The sequence below is a fragment of the Paenibacillus hubeiensis genome (assembly GCF_032334105.1).
Taxonomy (GTDB): domain Bacteria; phylum Bacillota; class Bacilli; order Paenibacillales; family Paenibacillaceae; genus Paenibacillus; species Paenibacillus hubeiensis.
On the sequence record NZ_JAVYAE020000001.1, the window covers coordinates 1,016,963 to 1,035,669 of the forward strand.

Annotated in this window: 13 protein-coding genes; all 13 read right to left on the reverse strand. The window is 56.0% G+C overall.

The features are described 5' to 3' along the window. Nucleotides 1-20 precede the first annotated feature (20 nt). The gene (locus tag RSX24_RS04850) at nucleotides 21-2,441 is read right to left on the reverse strand and encodes a helix-turn-helix domain-containing protein (RefSeq protein WP_343259806.1); all 2,421 of its coding nucleotides are present in this window, start codon (nucleotides 2,439-2,441) and stop codon (nucleotides 21-23) included. A 64-nt stretch (nucleotides 2,442-2,505) separates the two neighbouring features. Then, nucleotides 2,506-3,375: a carbohydrate ABC transporter permease gene (locus tag RSX24_RS04855; RefSeq protein ID WP_236416330.1), complete on the reverse strand. Its 870-nt coding sequence runs from the start codon at nucleotides 3,373-3,375 to the stop codon at nucleotides 2,506-2,508. A gap of 148 nt (nucleotides 3,376-3,523) precedes the next feature. Beyond that, a complete protein-coding gene (locus tag RSX24_RS04860; RefSeq protein ID WP_236416076.1) occupies nucleotides 3,524-4,498 on the reverse strand; it encodes an ABC transporter permease in 975 nt (324 codons plus the stop codon). 30 nt (nucleotides 4,499-4,528) lie between these two features. Then, the gene (locus RSX24_RS04865; RefSeq protein WP_343259807.1) at nucleotides 4,529-6,163 is read right to left on the reverse strand and encodes an extracellular solute-binding protein; all 1,635 of its coding nucleotides are present in this window, start codon (nucleotides 6,161-6,163) and stop codon (nucleotides 4,529-4,531) included. Nucleotides 6,164-6,354: 191 nt separating this feature from the next. Continuing rightward, a complete protein-coding gene (locus RSX24_RS04870; RefSeq protein WP_343259808.1) occupies nucleotides 6,355-6,897 on the reverse strand; it encodes a hypothetical protein in 543 nt (180 codons plus the stop codon). A gap of 299 nt (nucleotides 6,898-7,196) precedes the next feature. Continuing rightward, nucleotides 7,197-8,153, reverse strand: a complete 957-nt coding sequence (locus RSX24_RS04875) for a carbohydrate ABC transporter permease (RefSeq protein ID WP_438286770.1) — start codon at nucleotides 8,151-8,153, stop codon at nucleotides 7,197-7,199. 82 nt (nucleotides 8,154-8,235) lie between these two features. Continuing rightward, nucleotides 8,236-9,135, reverse strand: a complete 900-nt coding sequence (locus RSX24_RS04880) for a carbohydrate ABC transporter permease (protein WP_343259809.1) — start codon at nucleotides 9,133-9,135, stop codon at nucleotides 8,236-8,238. Then, nucleotides 9,132-11,729, reverse strand: coding sequence for a DUF5696 domain-containing protein (locus tag RSX24_RS04885; RefSeq protein WP_343259810.1), 2,598 nt, complete (start codon nucleotides 11,727-11,729; stop codon nucleotides 9,132-9,134). Before RSX24_RS04885 ends, RSX24_RS04880 begins: the two co-directional genes overlap by 4 nt. Before the next feature lie 14 nt (nucleotides 11,730-11,743). Beyond that, complete coding sequence (locus RSX24_RS04890; RefSeq protein ID WP_343259811.1) at nucleotides 11,744-12,364, reverse strand: Yip1 family protein; 621 nt, start codon at nucleotides 12,362-12,364, stop codon at nucleotides 11,744-11,746. Continuing rightward, nucleotides 12,345-13,844, reverse strand: a complete 1,500-nt coding sequence (locus tag RSX24_RS04895) for an NHL repeat-containing protein (RefSeq protein WP_236416088.1) — start codon at nucleotides 13,842-13,844, stop codon at nucleotides 12,345-12,347. The genes RSX24_RS04890 and RSX24_RS04895 overlap by 20 nt, the downstream gene beginning before the upstream one ends. 10 nt (nucleotides 13,845-13,854) lie before the next feature. Next, the gene (locus tag RSX24_RS04900) at nucleotides 13,855-14,718 is read right to left on the reverse strand and encodes a carbohydrate ABC transporter permease (protein WP_236416089.1); all 864 of its coding nucleotides are present in this window, start codon (nucleotides 14,716-14,718) and stop codon (nucleotides 13,855-13,857) included. A 1-nt stretch (nucleotide 14,719) separates the two neighbouring features. Beyond that, nucleotides 14,720-15,625, reverse strand: a complete 906-nt coding sequence (locus RSX24_RS04905; protein WP_236416334.1) for a carbohydrate ABC transporter permease — start codon at nucleotides 15,623-15,625, stop codon at nucleotides 14,720-14,722. Nucleotides 15,626-15,706: 81 nt separating this feature from the next. Next, a complete protein-coding gene (locus RSX24_RS04910; RefSeq protein ID WP_343259812.1) occupies nucleotides 15,707-18,637 on the reverse strand; it encodes an extracellular solute-binding protein in 2,931 nt (976 codons plus the stop codon). Between the last annotated feature and the right edge of the window lie 70 nt (nucleotides 18,638-18,707).

The window sequence follows — 18,707 nt, forward strand, 5'->3', positions numbered from 1 at the left end:
CTCACGCTCCTTTGGCTTTTTTAGACGGAACGGTCATCCCGAGCATGCACGTCCTGCCTTTGAAGGTCCTGTCGATACCGGTTCGGTGTCGTGCCCTCGCTTTTCTTGAACAAACGATTGAAATAACTTGGCTGATAACCGACCTGTTCCGCAATTTCGCTGATTTTGACGTCGGTCGTCCTCAACAACTCCTTGGCCCGCTCCAAACGGACGGCCGTGAGATAGTCGACGAAATTTTGCCCGAATGCCTGCTTGAACGCCCGGCTGAGCGTATAGGCATGGATTCCGTGAGCATCGGCCAGTTCGTCCAGGGACAGCGCTTCGGCATACTGCGTTTCGGCATGTTCCTTCATGTGATGGACCGCCATCTGTACCTGCTTCTCCTCCCGCCCGGTGAATTCCTCCACGCAAATGCGAATGATCCGCTCCCTGAACCACACGCATGTCTCCTCCAGATCATGAAGCTCCATCACTTCTTCATAGAGCCCCAACCCGAACAGCCGCACGGGATCTTCACCCAATTGCGCAAGCGCATGCTGGATATGGGCAAGCAGCTGGTACATGGCCTGGCGAACCTGCTCCCCGGGCGATGCGGAAGCGGCATAACGATTCGCAAAATCGCGAAATCGATCCATTGCTTCCTGTTCGCTTCCGTTTCGCAATGCGGCAAGGATATCCTGCTCCAGCTCCAGCGGATAGAACGCCCGCTCCATACCGGCTTCTTCGGCATTCTCGGCCATGTCGGTGAGCGGAGAAGCGGAAGAAAATCGCCTTTTTCTCAGCACTGCGCGCGCCTCTTGAACAAGCTTTGGAAGATGGGTCGCATCGGCGCATGCTTGACTGACGGCCACCGTGACCCGCACGCCCCATTCTGCCTGAACGGCATCGATCCATTGCTGCCCGATCCGGCACACTTCTTCCCTGAATCGGGATATGCCGATGCCTGATTCCCCATGCGGCGGAACGGCCAGCAGCAGCGCGATGGACAGATCGTGATAGTTGATCGTCTCGGAGAGACAAGGCAATTCGCCGGCCCGCTGCGTCAGCATGTCGGCGGCCATGATGCCGATCCACTCCGGAGATTCCTTGCCAAACGGATTTCCGTTTTTCTGCAGCAGGGTGACCGGGCGGATATGGCACAGCATGACGATAAAGTGTTCATCCTGCACGGCCCATCCCAGCTCAGCCAGCCTGGCCCGCCATTCGCGGTCCGAAGAGGAATGAAGCTGCCCAAGCGTGAGCTGCTGGAGCAAATTGTTCCGCGCCAGAGGAAGCTGTTCTTCCAACCGCTGCTGCAATGATTCGCGCTCCCTTTTCACGCCAAGCCAGTGCTGTTCGATATGTTTCATTTCATCCATTCGTGACGCTGACCTGCGCTTTCCCGACAGCATGTCGTTGCCCGGCATGCTTTCTTGGCGCCCACGTTCTATGCCGGCAGGCTCTATGCCCGTAAACAGTCGCAGCAAACGTTGCAAAGGTTGATACAACCGGAGCGAGCCGATCCAGGATAACGCGAGCGCCAGCAGCAGCCCTGCTCCGCTGACCGCCAAAATCAATCTCGGCACACTCACGATCGGCGCCACGATCTCGTTCAGGGGAGAGGCCGAAACGTAAATCCAGTCGTGGCCCAACCTGCGAAAATCGCCGGAAAGCACGGAATACGTCGTTCCTTCATATTCCATCAGGAAGGAGTTCGGACTTCCGCTGTCTGCCAGCCGATTCCGCTCAAGGCCGACGGCCGCTTGCAAGGCCGATACCTCCCGATCCTGCGGAAACAATGGCGTTCCGTCCGCATTCAGCAGAAACGTGGTGCCGCCAGCGTAGGGGGACAACGTACCCAACATGCTTTCGAGCTGCCCCGCGTCCACGGTCAGGATCAATGCTCCGATCGTGTCCCCGGCGCCGGCAGGCAGGCGATTGACCAGCATCGGCGATGCGCCGTCTGCAGAGCGTGTCCAGTATGCGCCTTGGGCACGCCTGAGCAATCCTTCATAACTGCTGATCTCCGCAGGCGCTGTCAGGAAATCGTACCGTTCGGAATTCATCATGACCGCTCTCGGTTCTTTCAGATACAACTGCACGTCGTCGATCAACGGATTCGAGTGGCGGATCATGAGCAGCAGACGGTACAACTCGTGTACCTGCTTGTATTTGTAGATAAAATCCAGCTCTTTCAGCCGATGGTCGAACACCGGGTCGAACGCCCATTGCGAAAAGTTCAATTCAAGCGTATCCAGCTGCTCTCCGACCCAGAGGGCCCGCTGCTCCAATTGTTTCGCGTGCGCCTCCTGCAATATGCTTTCCATGCGCACGTTGATCCAGATATACAGCAGCCCGCCGGTAACGATACCCGGAATGCACGCGATCATCAGCATCGTCAGCAGGCTGCGCCTGAAATACCGCCCTCCCGGAAGCCCTTGGGCCATACGCTTGATGAACATGTTGATCCCTCCTCCCTTGCATAAATATGGCGTTGATACCCACCCACACCATGCGTGTGCCAACCTATCCCTTCACGGAACCGATCAATGCTCCTTTGGCAAAATGTTTTTGCAGGAACGGATACACCGCCAGCACGGGCAAGATGGCCACGATGATCGCCGCCATCTTCAGCATTTCGGTCGGAGGCGTCTCCACCTGCTGCCCCGGCGTGACCAGATCGATATTGGACGCGCCGAGAAGCATGTTCTGCAGAAGCACCTGAATGGGCCATTTGGCCGAATCGTTCAAATAGAGCAGTGCCGTGAAAAATTGGTTCCAGAAGCCGACCGCGAAGAACAGGCCAAAGGCCGCCAGGGCCGGCAAGGATAAGGGCAACACAATGGTCACCCATGTGCGAATGGCGCTGCAGCCGTCGATGGCTGCCGCCTCGCCGATTTCCTCAGGCAGGCTGTCGAAAAAGTTTTTCATCAATAACACCGTCCATCCGTTGGCCAGCGCGGGCAAAATCAGCGACCAAATGTTATTGATCAGCCCCAGCTCGCGTACGAGCAAATAATTCGGGATCATGCCCGGGCTGAACAGGATCGTCAGCACGATGAGCAGCATGATCGTCCGCCGGAAGCGGAATCTGCGCTGGGACAGCGCATACGCGAGCGATGAGGATACGACAAGGCTGAGCGCCGTGCCCACGGTCGCGAGAAAGGCGCTGTTGCCCAGCGACCGGGCAAAGGCCGGCGTGGACAGCAGGTATTCATAAGCCTCGGTGGACCAGCGCTCCGGGAACAGCACGATTTTTTTCTGCAAATATTCCCCGGGGTCCGTCAACGAAACGACGAGCACATAGTACAGCGGGAAAAACATGGCGGCGGCAAGCACTCCAAGCCCGATGGCATTAAGCCACCCGCCGATCCGTTCACTTCTTTTTACGTGCAGCACGCCCTGCAACCTCCTCTCCATATGATGCAGCTTTCTTTCAGAAAGCTTTTCAAGTGACCGCCTCGCTTCTTCAGATTGGTTCTGCCTCTCCGTTAACGTGCGTATGTTTTTGCGGTTTATTTAAGTCCTTGCAGCTCTTAGCAGATCAGTATACGCCTTCATGTCCAAGACGTTTGACGATGCGGTTGGAAATCACGACAAGCACAAGGCCAACCATGGATTTGAACAGCCCGACCGCCGTACTGTAGCTGAAATCCCCCTGCTCGATACCCATCCGATACACATACGTATCGAACACTTCGGCCACTTGGGACACCGCGCCGTTATACATCAGGAAAATTTGCTCGAACCCCACTTCCATGATGTCTCCCAGCCGCAGAATAAACAGCACGATGATCACGCCTCGGATGGCGGGCAGCGTAATATGCCAGATCTGGCGCAGTCTTCCCGCCCCGTCCATTCTCGCCGCCTCGTATAATTGGGTATCCACGCCGGCCATCGCGGCAAGAAACACGATCGTTCCCCATCCCGCTTCCTTCCACATCGCCTGCAGGGTTACCATGATCCAGAAGGAATCCGGGTTCGTCAGCAGATCGAAGCGCGGCCAGCCCCATAGGGCAAACAATTCATTGACGATCCCTGTCCCTTTGGCGAACAGCAGCAGTGTCAGTCCCGCAATAATGACCCATGACAGGAAATGCGGCATATAGATGACCGTTTGAATCAGCCGTTTGTACACAGTGCTTCGCAGCTCGTTCAGACAGAGCGAGATCAGGATCGGGAACGGGAAGAACAGCAGCAGGTTCAGCAAGCTGATGGCCAGCGTGTTGCGGAACAATAACAGGAAATCCGGATTGCTGAAAAAATGCGAGAAGTGCTGCAAGCCTACCCATTCGCTGCCTTGAAGCCCACGAAAGGGCGAATAGTCAAAAAAAGCGATCACGATGCCCCACATCGGCATGTATTTGAAGACAAGGAAGAATGCCAGGCCAGGCAGAGCCAGCAGGTATAACGATCGGTCGCGTTTGAGCGCGGACAAGAGACTCGCGCCGCTTTTCCTTGTCTTGATTCGGTTTCGCTTCTTCCCGAACGCGCCCATGCGCTGCTCATGCAAACTCATGCTCCGCACCTCCTTCCTTGGCATGCATCATTATTGGCCATTCCGTTTCTTGTACGCCTCGGTCATCTCGTCCGTCATCGCCTGCATGTTCGGGTCGCTGCGCAGCGATTCCACAAATGCATCCCATGCTTCGATCGGTTCGCGGCCCAGAATGATTTTCGCCTTCAAATCCTGGATTTTTTTGTTCAGTTCAGGCAGAATCTTCTGCCCGGTCTCGGACTGCAGTCCTGCCGTCAAGTCGGCCACGCTCGTTTGGTCACGTTCCTCTTCCACTTTTTTGAACAATTCGTTGGCCTGCGTCTCTTCTTCCGTCTCCGCCGTCGTATCCCACGGCAAGTCGATGATATTTACGATATGGTTGAAGTCCGAAGCGTTGTCCGCCGTCAGTTTTTCGCTGTTCGCCACCTTTTTGCCGTCCACGACCGTATGATGCACGCCTTCGATGCCGTAATGCTGAATTTCGAACACTTCGGGGTTCATCCACGTATCGACCAGCTGCAAAATGCGCTTCATCTTCTCTTCCGGCACGCTGGAAGGAATGGCCAGAATGCCGTTGTACCCCGCACCTTTCGGGTTATACCCGTTCAGGTTGGTAAGCGGATAGAAATCCGTATATTTGAAATCGGGGTCCACCTTTTTCAGATCGTCGGCGTAGATTTTGCGCATGGTGCCCGTTTTGTCCACGATGATTCCCGCCTGGTTGCGCTTGAACAGCTCTCTTGCTTGCGTCAGCTTGAGCGATAACAGGTCTTCCGGCATCATGCCGTTTGCATACGCCTTGGTCAGATACTGCAGGGACTCCCTGACTTCGGGAAGAAGCTCCCTATATACCAGCTTTCCTTGAGCCTCGTCCCACTTCCAATTGCCGTTAATGCCAAGGAACGAGCTCTCGATAGCACCGAGCACTGGCCCCAGATTGCCGCCCCACCCCAGGTCGTCCGGACTGACGTAGGCAGCCAGCGCCGTGGTATCCTTTTTCCCGTTGCCGTCCGGGTCCTGCTCCACAAACGCCTGCATCACTTCAAACAGCTCATCCGTCGTTTCCGGTACCTTGAGATTCAGTTTATCGAGCCAGTCCTTGCGGATGATGAAAAACGAATCCCCCGTCACCGGCCTTGGCCGCGGTATGCCGTAATTGCTGCCGTCTGCCGCTTTGGTCGTTTCCCAGGCAATGTCCGGAATGCGTTTGCTCAGGTTTGGATAATCCTGAATGTAAGGCGTGATATCCCAGAAGGCGCCCTGCTTGACCATTTTCGTAAACGTGCTGCCAAAAGGATCGTTGATCATGATCAAATCGGGAATATCCCCGGAAGCGAGCGTCAGATTCAATTTGTCGGTGTAGATGTTGTTGGATACCCATTGAATGGTCATTTTGGAGTTGGTGGCCTTCTCGATTTCCCGTTTGATCACATTGTCGTCCGCGGCCGGCACGGCACTCGGCGTAATGGTCATGATGCTGAGTTCGAGCGGATCGTTTGAAGGTGCTGTACCGCCTTGGGTTTGCGCCTCTTCCTTGGTTCCGGTGCCGCATGCGCTCAGCACCACCGTCATCACCAACACCACCGAGATGATCCAAGCCAGGTTGCGATTATTGCGGTTATTGCGTTTGACGGCCGGCGTCTTCGCCGGTGGTTGTTCATTCCTTTTTTTCTCCATGTGCAGCATCGGTTTCGTCCTCCCTTAGCCTTTTAAACCTATCTAATTAATCGGATTAAGGCTTGAAAAATGGGCTTTGATTTTCGGGCTCGGCAAGCCTTTCCCGTATCGATCAAAGCTTTCACACACTATAACGAATGCCCGAATTTCCTGCAATTGCACTTTTTTGCAAGCAGGGAAGACCGCCATGGCACAGGGATTCAAGCCCTTCCGTGCTCTCTGATCAGATCTTCGTCCCAGATCTGGACCTCGATGTATCGTTCCGGACCCTGGTCACCATTTCGGTTCCAATCCTGAGGCCAGCCGTAGGTATGAACCACGTCCAAGATTTCAGCTTTGGTATATATTTTCTTCCGGTAAGGCTTGCCGTCTTCGTAGCGCATGGTCGGAAAGAGATCGCCATATGTAAAACTTACCGCATCGGCCCGCAATTGCTCCCAGCCAATCTTGATCCGATCCGGCTCCGCGTACCAGGATTCCAGCCAATCGCATGCTCCCAGCGTCAGATAATGGGGATACGGGTTCATCGGCCGACCGCCCTTGGCGATAAACAGCTCTCGCGCTCTCCGCTCAAGCTTGCGCCGAACAACCATGTAATCCGCGGATCGCCGGCCCGCGAAATTGCGCCCTTCCGCGCGCAGCCCGGCAGTGACCGTTTCCGCCTCGCGTTCGCTCAGGCTCGACAGATTGCGGAACGGACCGAACCGCTTGTCATAATAATGATAGGCACTTGGATGATTCATGGAAGTTGAGCCTCCGTTGGCATCGATTTTGTCAATGATAGTGCTAGTGTACATGAGTCGAACCTTCTTGGGAACCATTTTATGGAATACGTCAGCATAAATGGTTCGTCCCCTTCCGGTTCATGTCGGAGGAAATTGGGTCCGTGAATTCCGCTCCATGAAGCTTCGGCACGCAAAAAAGCATCCCGTATCAGCTCAAAAACTGACAGGAACGCCTTTTCGACCACAAGCCACATTCTATTCAAAAAAAACAGCTTATCGCCCGACATTCATAAATTCATTTTCGAAGGCTGACCGAATCAGCCGACGATGCCGGAACGTTCAATGCTTTCCACGAAATAACGCTGCACGAACAAATAGAGGATGATCAGCGGCGCAATGGCCAGCAATATGCCCGTATCCACGATCATCGCCACGTAGTTCGGATCTGCCTTCATGCCCGAGCTCGAACCGAATCCCATCAGCTGTGGAATCCATTGGTTCGCCTGCGCAGGCAGCGACGCCACCTTCAACGAGATGAGCGGACTTTCGCTCATGAACAGGGACGAGTAGAACGTATCGTTGTACTGCCACACGAACGAAAACAGGATCACCGTGATCAGCGGCGACACCGCGTTCGGCAGCATGATGCGCGCAAATGTCCGGAACCCGCCCGCACCGTCGATCAGCGCCGCCTCCTCGATCTCTTTCGGCATGCCTTTGAAGAACTGGCGGAAAATATAAATGAACAGCCCTGCTTTCAATCCGCCTGCGGTGGCTGCCGTAATCACCGACGGCCAGTACGTATTCAGCAGGTTAACGCCTTCTTTCCCGGTAAACAGGCCGATGATGCCCAAAATGTCAAAGCTGCGGAAATGCAAATACATCGGCACCATCAGCGTGCTCGTCGGCACGAGGATGGTCAGGATGACGAGCACGAACAGCACGCTGCTGCCCGGAAACGAAAATCGGGCGAACCCGTATCCCGCCAGCGCGCAGGATATGGCCGTCAACAGCGTCGTAATCGCGACGAACAGAAGCGTGTTCGCCAACAAAGGCCAGTAGTTCATCACCTGGGCGGCCAGTTTGATATTTTCCAGCGTGAAATGCTGCGGAATCATGTAGATGGTGGGATTATAGATGTCCTGCTTATCCTTGAACGCCACCGAAATTTTAAGAAACAACGGGTACAGGATGATAAAAGATATCCCGATGACCAGCGCATACCTGAAGATGGAATAGAGCAGATCCGACGTTTGGTTGCGGACCCTCTGCATGCGATAGTTCGGCTTCGGGACAACCACCATGCGATCTGTGCCAGGCACGGCCATAGTCTGATGCCTCCTTCTGCATTAACCGTCAATTGTAATGAACGCGGCGGGACAGCACCCAGCCGACAACGACCAGCACCAGGCCGATCACCAGCGTATAAAGCCAGGACATGGCGGAGCTGAGTCCGAAATTTTGCGTTTTGAAGGCCGTCTGGTAAATCATTTCCGTCACCGGACTGCCTGCGAACGAATCGATGATCGTATAAATGACGTTCGTCAGAATCAGCGGGCTTACCATCGGAAACGTGATTTTCCAAAACGATTCGTAGCCGGTCGCGCCTTCCATCTTGGCCACCTCGTACATCGAGCCAGGCACGGATTGCAGCGCCGCCAGGAAAATCAGAATCTGTACCCCGGAGCTGCTGATGATGTCGTAGATGCGCATGATGGCTTCCACGATGTAGTCCACGTACGCGGCAGGCAAGCCGACATCGGCCAGCATACGCACGATGGAAACGACGTTGAAGGCCGTGCCGCCGCCGGCGGACGCCTCGACCGCATTTGCATCGCCCATCAGGTTGATGAGTCCGGCGGATTCCGCGGCCGCAACCGCGCTGGAGGCCAGAATGACGGGCAGGAAAAAGATCGCCCGCGCCGCCGTCCTGCCTTTGAACTTCTGGTTCAGCAGCGTGGCGGTGAACAGGCTGAAAAACAGGATCATCGGCACGTTCAGCAGCATGGCCCCTACCGAATCGAGCAGAACGCGGTTGAAGCTGGCGTCGACCAGCAGCGCGTTTTTGAAATTTTCAAGCCCGAGGAATTCCAGTTCGTATCCGCCCGGGGCAACCGACAAACGGCTGAGGCTGAAGCGGATGGATTGCAGCAGGGGCGTGGCGAACAGGAAAATGAAGCCGATCAGCCACGGGGACACAAAGGCTAACCCGAGCAACGCCCTTCGCGTTTTGAGCGACATGCGAACGGTTTTCATCCTTCCACCCCTTCCCTCAGCACATAATCCTCTGCCTCAATCTTGATGCCGCCGATCGTCACCGGACTCGTCGTGTAATTGATCAGCAGCTCGGTTCCATTGCCGTATTCCACGCGGACGACCCCGTCCTGAAGACGTTCATGCGCCACCATCGGGCGGTTCCGCACTTTCCCGAGCACACTGTCGGCCTCCCGGTACAGTTCGATCGCTTCGTCAAGCCAGTACGTATACTCGGTTGCATAGGCGGAATCGTAATTCGTCGTTTTCAATCGCGAAGCAGGCTCATAGGTCCACTCGAAATAAGGCGCCGCCCCCAGCTCCAGGCTGTGCAGCAGCTGCTTCCGCAAACGTTGGTCCCCCGTCGTGTTCATGGGCGATGCGGCATAATCCACATATCCGTGAATGACCATTTGGTAAAAAGGAACCTCTTCGTCCGCGATATTAAACCGGCTGGAGCCGGACGGTACATCGACGATATGTTCCGCATACGGCCAGGCGTATGCGTTCGCGGACGTCAGCATCAGCGCCGGATAAGCCTGATGCAGCCGCTCCAGCTGCTGCTTGACGATGTTTTTGGCCGTCTCGCGGTGAATGACGCGGCTGTCGCGATAATCGGCGCTTAACACCTGCCCCAGATCGCGCAGCGACAACGCGCCGAGCTCCAGACCGGAGGTTTTGCCTGCAAAGGTGTCCACCACATGCGGCAATTTCGCGGCCGACAACAAATAATAGCTGTCCCTGGTCAAGTCCATCCGGTTCAGGGCCGGATTGTACGGATACAGCTCTGCCGTTTCTTTGGTCACGAACCGGGCCGCATCCGAAGCCGGGGCAAAACCCGGATCGTTATGGTAAATCTGCTGAAAAGCCACGTCAGGGTACAGACCGCCGCCCGAATCCTTCAATTCGGACGACAGGCTTCGCAGCTCGGAACGGCTGCCCACCTCACCGTCCAGTTTGACGACGGTTGGCGTACGGTGACTGATTCCCCCGCCAAACCATCCTTGAAATCGCATCTGCACCTCGTTCACGCCGCCTTCCCGCAGCTTGGCCGCCATTTCTGAAGCCTGCCCGTAAGTGGTCATGGCCATGAGAGAGCGATATGGGACGCCAAGGAACGAAGCGCGTTTATCCACCGCGCCGAGCACGTTGACATAGAACGGCAATCCGCCCTCTTCCCCGATCGGCTTCAACTGCCCCCGTTCCACGAGCTGCTGCTGGTACAGGCGCGCCATGCCGGAATAATTCGCCTCAGGCCCGTTCAGGAACGTGTATCTGACCTGAATGTCTCCCTTATACGGCTCCTCGCTCAGCAGCTGGATTTCCTGCATATTCTGGGACGTATACATTTCCAGCTCATCCTCCCCGCGGAGGAAGAATGTGCCGTAGACGTGATTGTAGCTGTTTTGACGGCCGCCGATATCCGCGGCGATGCCGGCGATGGCATCCCCTTTTTCGATGACCGCAAACCAGGCATGATCCCCGCTCTTCAGGCCAAATACCGGCATATGCGCGGACTCGCTCACTTGAGGACGTGCATAAGAGTTGTCATTCGGGTCCGCCCCGTAGACTCGCTGCACGTATTGCTCTTCTTTTACCTTGCCGTTGTTCAGGTGGATGAGGCTGCCCGAGCCGTCGGGAACGAACATGTAACCTTTCTCGTCCGCTCCGGCCGCGCCGAAGTAGGCCAGCAAATCGATATTGCGAATGCGGTATGGCCCGTTCTCCTTCACCTCGCCAAGCGGAACGGTCACAACCAGCGAGCCTTGGTCCAACCGGTACTCCACGGGAATGACGAAGCTTGGTTTATCGGATGCGCCGCCGCCCTCGATGCCATTTTCCTGGTTGTCGTAAGCCAGATCCTCCTCGGTATACCCGGCCTTCCCGAACGCATCAAGCATCTTGCTCAGTACGAGCGGCTTCGATACCTGTCCGTCCAGGCGTTCCAGCACATCGGGATTGTCCTTGGTCGGGTAATAGCGGGCGGAAACGTATTTCGCCGCCGACGCCTCCAGCTTCGACAATACCTTTTCTTCCAGACGCTGCTTGCCGATTAACCGGGGCAAGGCATCGATGCTGAGCGAAGTATCGCCGAGCGTGTATGTGACGCGTATTCCCTGCTCCAGATTGGCCGCCGCAAACTGCTTGTTGCCGATGCTGGCGCTGAAATTCGGGAAGGTTTCCATCGTGCCGATGGCATCGCGAAAAGAAACGGCCAATTGGGAGGACAGCATTTCTTTCTCGTAGCCGGACGCCAATCCATCCTGTTCCCTGTTCGCCGGGTTGCTGTACCAGACATGGCCGCTTTGCCCGTCGCGCACGGCAATTTCAGTCGTTTCCTCGTTGTAATAGAGGCCCAGTCCGCCTTCCTCCGCCACCAGCCGCATGCCGGGAACGCCCACGGACGTATCATCGATGTATCGCAGGTTCTCTGCGGGTACCTCCGCTTCCTCCCCTGCCATCGGCGATGCCTCGACGTATGCCGTCGCATCAATCGCCGGAATGCCCTTGTTGTTCATGTACAGCAGCCCGGCTGCAAGCACGATGACAGCCGCTCCGCCGGCCAGCACCGTATATAATCGCTGCCTCTTGATCACGGATGCCGCCTCCTTTAGGTGCGAAAAATCAACTCTCGGTAAATGTTGTAGCCGAACTCGTACAGCTGCTGCAGCATGCTGAACACAAGCGCGCCCAGAAATACGATGATGCCCATCACGATGACCGTCAGCAGCATCGTCACGAGCGTTTTGAGTACAGTGTATTGGTGAACGGTCATCATGCCGATAAACAGCAGCATCGCAAACCATAGAAAAGCGATGTTGGTAAACAAATAATAGAACACCGTCTCCTCTGCCACCATGAAGTTGCTGATGACAATCAACGGAACATTGATGAGGACAATCGGAATCAGCGAGTAACCCGTAACCAGAAAAATTTCCCTGAACTTGCCTTCCCCCTCCATCAACGTTGTGATCGACCAATTGGCGATGCACCACAGGAAAACAGGTACGGCAATCGTCAAAATCTCGCGCAAGCTGTTGATGGTACGAGGATCGGTATAATTGACGAGAAAACCGGCATACTGCTTCTGCAAAATCATGACCACGATCGTCAGCGCAAGCGCCCCGAAAGCAAAGACCAGCCTGCCCCGGTTATCCGACTTCATGTCCCAGAACGCATCGATGGGGTGAAAAATGAGATGCATCGGAAACTTAATATAGTCCTGTTTCACGGTCCGCCCCCCTTCCCCGTCTCCATTTGAGCGCCAGCCGAGCGGCAACCACGGCCGCGACCAACGCGATGACCGCGGTCAGAAACGTTCCGAAATGCTCCTTCATCATCTCCCGCCGATATCGCTTGTACGCTACCGAGTAGCTCTTGCGGTCCATGCCCAGTTCGAAATAGCCAAGGGCTTCCTTGTTTTTCTTTTCCATGAGAAGCGATTTGCCGATGCCGATATACGCGATGTCGTAGTTGGCATTCAGCTGCAGCACTTCCTTCCAGATGTTTACCGCTTTCGTATCTTCGCCTTGGTAATGCAAGACGACCGCTTCATTCACTTTGGAACCGAAGCGGGTCGGTTCGTACACGGCCAGATTCGCCTTGCCCCGATCGAGCACCAGCGAATACGGACCCGATTGTTCGATGGCTACGGGGGTCTTGAGCGTGCCGACCTGATTTCCTTTTCCTCCGTACACATAAAGCAAATGGCCTTCGTCGTCGTAGGTGAACACCCGGTTCTGCGTCGCGTCGAGCACGCTGTACATGCCATTCCCCAGCACTTTGACATCGATGAGCTTGGAAGGCCCGACGCTGTTGCGATAGGCGACGTCACCCTTGACGTCGAAATAGCCAAAGCGTTTGAGCACGTCCTCGCCGGACGGATTCAGACGTTTGATCGGCTCGTTTGAGCCAGGATCGATGTTCGTTGCATAAACGAACCCTTTCGGATCGATGTCCACATTCGAAAATTCGGTCGGCACGAACAGCACCATCTGCGCGCGCTGCGCCTTGGTCGAAAACATGCGCCAGATGTACTCGCGGTAATCGCGTTCCACCTTGTTCGTGCCCACGTACCCGATGAATGCGCCGTGTTCATCAAATTGCATAATGCCTTCGTACACGCCCTGAGCCACGACGTAGACCCGTCCCACATGGTCAACCGTCAGCTTTTGGGGCTGGAATTGGAAGTTGGTTGCCAAAATGTCGGACTCCGGTTTTGCGATCATGTTCAGCAGGCCGCCTTCTTCATCCAGCACGACCACGCGCCCGTTGCCCGTATCCGCAACATAGATGCGCTCCTGCTGATCCACGAACAAACCGCCCGGAACGTTGAAGCTCTCCTTACTGCCATTTTGCATGAAGCCGTCGATGACCCGGAGCAGCTTCAGCTCGTTGTCCAGCACCACGATCCGGCTGTTGCCGCTGTCCAAAATGTAAGTTTTCCCGGCAGAAGAGACGTTCACGTCGCCGGGGTCCTTGAATTCGCCGATGCCGAGGTCGCTGCCCGAAATGGTCCGCAAGGGCAAATAAGCATCCGGCGAAGGTACTGCTTCTTCCCAATAGTTATAATTGTAGCTCTCGTACGGTGCCGAAGAGGCTGCCGCGGATGCCGGATCCGCAAGCACAACGATTATTGCGGCCAAAAAGGGCATGACCGCGGATTGCCAGAAACGATGGCTTGAAAGCCGTTTATTTACGCTGCGTGCCATATCGATCCCCCTATTCCTTCATGCCGGAGCTCGCCATCGTTTCGATGATGCGGCTCTGCGAGAAAATAAACAGCGTGATCGGCACGCTCATGAGGATGAGCGCCACCGCGGCAGCAGCCCCGGCACGCGAGATGCCGCCAAGCACGATCTGGCCTGCCGCGTAGTGAAGCGTCTTCAACTGTTCGCTATAGATATAGCCATTGCCGTCGCTGCCCCACAGCATCTGGAACAGCAGGATGATCAGCGTCAGCCAGGCCGGTTTCACGTTAGGCATGACGATGGACCAGAAAATGCGATACTCGCTGGCGCCGTCGATCTTGGCCGCTTCCAGCAGCGCATCCGGAATCTGCTCCATGAACTGCTTCATCAAGTACAGCCCAAGCGAGTAGGCGAACGCAGGCACGATCACGGCCCAGTACGTATCGATCCATCCGATCCAAGACATGATCATGTAGTTCGGAATGGCCGTGACCGCAGGCGTGAACATCAGCGACAGGACGACGACCTGGAACATGAACGCCTTGCCAGGGAATTTGTGCTTCGCCAGCGGGTAAGCCGCCGCCGAGGCAAGCAGGACGTGGCCCACGATGCCGATGCCCGTAATGAACACGGTGTTGAATACGTACCTGGAGAACGGCACCCATGAATCGCTCAGCAGGTTCATCAGATCGGTGAAATTGCTGAACGTCGGATTTTTCACGAACAGGGTCGGCGGAAAAGTGAAAATCTCATCAAGCGGTTTGAACGCATTGTTGATGGCATAGATGAGCGGCAGCACCATAAACGCACCGAAAACGAGCAATAGGGCGAACAGGGAGAAGTTGCCCGCGCGCGAGCGGTTGATCCGTTTTTTGCCGGTAGCGATCGCGGCCATGTTATTCCCCCACCCTTCTCAACATTCTCTGCACCAACAGGTTCGTGCCGACCATGATCATGAACAGCACGGTGGCAATGGCCGAGGCGTATCCCATCTCGAACCGGGTCGTTCCGAAATCGATCAGATGGGTGACGACCGTCTCCGCCGCGTAATTCACGCTCGGGAATCCGGCCAGCGCGATCGACACGTCCGCAACCGCAAACGACGTCGTGAGCTGGATGACCGCCCCGAACATGAGCTGCGGCCGCATCGAAGGGAGCGTGATGTACCACAGCTCCTGCCAGCGGTTTTTGATGCCGTCCACCGCACCCGCCTCGTACAGCGACTTGTCGACGGTTTGCAGTCCCGCGATGAAGGCGAGGAACCCGGTTCCCAGACTGAGCCACAGCTGGACCAGAATCAGGATCGGCATAATGTACGCTTCCGTTTTCAGCCATTGGATCGGCTCCAGCAGAATGCCCCACTTGATCAGCAGGCCGTTCGCGATGCCGTAGCGGTCACCCGAGAAGATCATCAGCCAGATGAAATACACGTTGCCCGAAATCGACGGCGCATAGAAAATAAGCGTCATGAATGCCCGCCATTTCGGCGTCAGTTCATTGATGATCCAGGCAAACACGAAACACGCGATATAACTGACCGGACCGGTGATGATGGCAAAAAGCAGCGTGTTTTTGATCGCGATCAGGAAGACGTCGTCCTCCAGGAACAGCCGCGTATAGTTCTGCCAACCGATGAACCGCGGAAACTCCAGCATGTTGAAGTACGTGAAGCTGAGAATGATGGAGACCGCGACGGGGATGACGGTAAACAGGGTGAACAGGAGCATGTACGGAGCCAGAAGCACATAGGAATGTTTGCTTGCCTTCACTTCCTTCAGCTTCCAGCCCCACCAGGCCTTCATGCCCCTTCTTGGCGATTGGCCGGGAGAGGCGTCCTGCCCATCCCGGAGAGATATTTGCGACACGGTTAACCCTCCCTCTGCTTACGGAAGACCGAATTCTTTGCGTTTGATCCGAATCTCGTCCTGAATGTATTGGGTGTAGTCCATGATGGATTCCCTGGCCTCGACGTTGCCGACGACCGTTTTGTAGAACGCATTGAACAGGTGGCGTCCCGTAAAATACCCGCCCGGCACTTCCGGAATGCCCTGCACGCTCTCGAATTGCTTCTTAAGGTTGGCATAGTCCTCGGCCGGCCACGGCAAGGAATCCAGCGCTTTGATGTTGGCCGTCGGATAACGCGCGGCTGCGCCCATAAGCCCTTCCATTTCCCGGCCGAACTCGGCCTGGATCGGCGTGCTGGTCCACCATTTCATGAACGCCCATGCGGCGTCCTTATCCTGCGCGTTCTGCAGCATCATGACGGCGCTGCCTGTGCTCGGAACGTCCCGATTCAGCGAACCGTCCGCCTGGACGGTGCCGGGAACCGGCACAAATCCCCATAAGCCGCGAATTTCCGGCGCAAACACGGACAACTGGTTGTACGTGGTATAGTCGCTCAAACCAATCGGCATCTGCCCGGTACGGAAGCGGTTGGCGAAATCGTACTCCCGTTCCAGCTTGTAATCCGTATAGAACTCGGTCCAGCGCTTGAACGTTTCGATGCCGATTCGCGAGTCGAGATCGGACTCTCTGCCGTCATTGCGGTAGAACGCCCCGCCGTTTTGCAGCAGCATCGTGGCGTACTGGGAGTTCGGCGGGATGTTGACCCCCTGCATGTTGGCCTGAGCCACGACCGGCATGCCGAACTCCATATGGTTTTTGCTCAAGATCGCAAGCGTGCTCTCCACGTCTTCCCAAGTCTGCGGCACGTCGAGCCCCAGCTCCTCAAGCACGTCCTTGCGGTAAAAGAGCATGTTGAAGGTTTGCGTTTCCGGCAGGGCATAGACGCCCGAATCGTATTCGTAAGGCACGATGGCGCTGTCGCGGAACTCCTGCTTCACCTCGGCATAATCGCCGAACTGCGTCAGATCCACGGCAGAATGGCGCATCGCGAAATTGACGGGCAAGTCGTTGCCGATCTGCATCGCCACGTCCGGGCCGTCTCCCGACAACGTAGCAGGCAGCAATGTGCCCATGTTGACCAGTTTGAGATTGACGCTGATGCCGGTCTCCGGCGTAAACGTCTCGTCGATCATCGCTTTCATCGTATTCGCCTGGTCGCGTCCGCTGCCGATCCATACCGTAATCGCGCGCTGTTCCTCCGAGGATGCAACGTTGCCGATCTGGTTGTAGTCGATGAAAAACGAATTATAGAACGTTTTGGCTTCGTGGCCGAGTTTGGCCATCGGCCCCATGCCGGTTTCGGGAATCCGCTCATCGACCGACGTAACATACAACGCATCGATCTCCAACGGTTGTTCTCTCGCCTGCTGCACCCAGGTGCCAAGCCCGCCCGCATTCGTTTTGTAGGCCGCGAGCCGTCTTGGAATGGTATCCGGTTCCTCCACCATCTCGTCCAGCTGCTGGGACATCGTCTTTAGCAGCGCTTCCTGATCGCCGGATTGCCCGGACAGCAGCCGCAGCTGGGCTGCCACTTGCTTGAGCCGCTTGCTCTCGCCTTCAAGCACCTCCAGCAGGTTCGGGATTTGCTGCTCGACCCGATAATCGCGGAATTCGTCGGGCTTGGTGCCCGTAATCATCAAAATGCGGCGATACATGGAGTTCAGATTGTACAAACTGTCCTCCACATGGCGGATCAGCGGGGCGAAGTCGCCGAGGCTGTTCTCCAACCGGATGACATGTTTGCCTTTCTCCAACCGGAACCGATATGGTTCGCTGCCGCCCAGAACGTCCACGCGGTAACCGCTCTCATAACGGAACGGCGCCTTGTTCATTTCGGCGAAGGGCACCTCGCCGTCGATCGTCAGCTTGCGGGTCGAATAGATGCCTTTCACAAAGTTTTGCTGGGCGGTAAAGCCGATATGGTAAAGTCCGGTCTCCGGCACGTCGACTTCCCATTCGATCCATTGGCCCGGCAGGCGCCAGTTGTAGCCTCCAATGGTGTTGACGCGAATCCGGGAAGCGCTGTACGGCGATACGGCCGAACTCGATCTTTCGCTGGTCGGGTACAGCGTGGGCGAGGACTTGGCGGTGGCCGCTTCCCCTTCGATCCGCAGGACGATCCCCTTCGGCTGTCCGGACAAATCCGTTTGCCGGGCCGCCTCCGTTTCCGCGTACGGCACGGCTTGCTTGTCATTGAACAGCCGCAGTGAACGGATCACCATCGGTTCGCGCGAAGATTTCAGCGTCAGCACATGTTTGCCTTTGGCCAAATAAAACCGAAAGGCTTCCTGTTCATAACCGTCCGAATCCCGAAACGTCTCCTCCATCCAACGCGGCTTCTCCACTTGCTTCGGGCGCAGATCGTTGCCCTGATTGTCCTGCTGGACGTCCTGCTTCTCATTGCCCCATACACGGTCGAACTGCAAATAAGCCGCTTCCGCAAAAGGAAGCTCGCCATCGATGTAGAGCGCACGCTCTATGGCAGAGCTCTTGCCTTCAACCGGGTAATATACGGCGGAAAGGTTGTAAAGCCCGCTCTCGGGAACGTCGATCTCCCACTCCACGAGACCCGTTTCCCCCGTGTACAACGATACACCCTTCATGCCTTCGTAGTTTTCGAGCCGGCGCACATCGTCTCCCTCGGCCCGCGCATAACTTCCGGCCTCGATAGTGATGTCTACCTCGGGCCTGGCATCCGTGCCCACCCGCGACAAATATTGCTCGTAACCGTTCTTTTGCCTGGTTTGCTGCAAAACGGCATCCACCTGTATCTCGGGCAGGGGTCCCGAAGGCACTTCCTCGCTCTTCGCGTCCATGCCGTTAATCAGAACAAGCATGACGCACAACGCTGCAGCCACCCCAATCGCAGCTGTGAGAATTCTTTTTTTTCGTCGTTGCATTCCAGCCATCCTGCGAGTCCTCCTCATCAAGGCTGATGCCAGCATTGCCTCCGTCGGCACCTCGGAAAAAGGGGCATCC

What these genes read in the sequence shown, in the direction of transcription:
- RSX24_RS04850 (WP_343259806.1), bottom strand. Translation starts at nt 2,441, where the DNA reads ATGTTCATCAAGCGTATGGCCCAAGGGCTTCCGGGAGGGCGGTATTTC.
- RSX24_RS04860 (WP_236416076.1), bottom strand. Translation starts at nt 4,498, where the DNA reads ATGAGTTTGCATGAGCAGCGCATGGGCGCGTTCGGGAAGAAGCGAAAC.
- RSX24_RS04865 (WP_343259807.1), bottom strand. Translation starts at nt 6,163, where the DNA reads ATGCTGCACATGGAGAAAAAAAGGAATGAACAACCACCGGCGAAGACG.
- RSX24_RS04870 (WP_343259808.1), bottom strand. Translation starts at nt 6,897, where the DNA reads ATGAATCATCCAAGTGCCTATCATTATTATGACAAGCGGTTCGGTCCG.
- RSX24_RS04875 (WP_438286770.1), bottom strand. Translation starts at nt 8,153, where the DNA reads ATGCAGAGGGTCCGCAACCAAACGTCGGATCTGCTCTATTCCATCTTC.
- RSX24_RS04880 (WP_343259809.1), bottom strand. Translation starts at nt 9,135, where the DNA reads ATGAAAACCGTTCGCATGTCGCTCAAAACGCGAAGGGCGTTGCTCGGG.
- RSX24_RS04895 (WP_236416088.1), bottom strand. Translation starts at nt 13,844, where the DNA reads ATGGCACGCAGCGTAAATAAACGGCTTTCAAGCCATCGTTTCTGGCAA.
- RSX24_RS04900 (WP_236416089.1), bottom strand. Translation starts at nt 14,718, where the DNA reads ATGGCCGCGATCGCTACCGGCAAAAAACGGATCAACCGCTCGCGCGCG.
- RSX24_RS04905 (WP_236416334.1), bottom strand. Translation starts at nt 15,625, where the DNA reads ATGAAGGCCTGGTGGGGCTGGAAGCTGAAGGAAGTGAAGGCAAGCAAA.
- RSX24_RS04910 (WP_343259812.1), bottom strand. Translation starts at nt 18,637, where the DNA reads ATGGCTGGAATGCAACGACGAAAAAAAAGAATTCTCACAGCTGCGATT.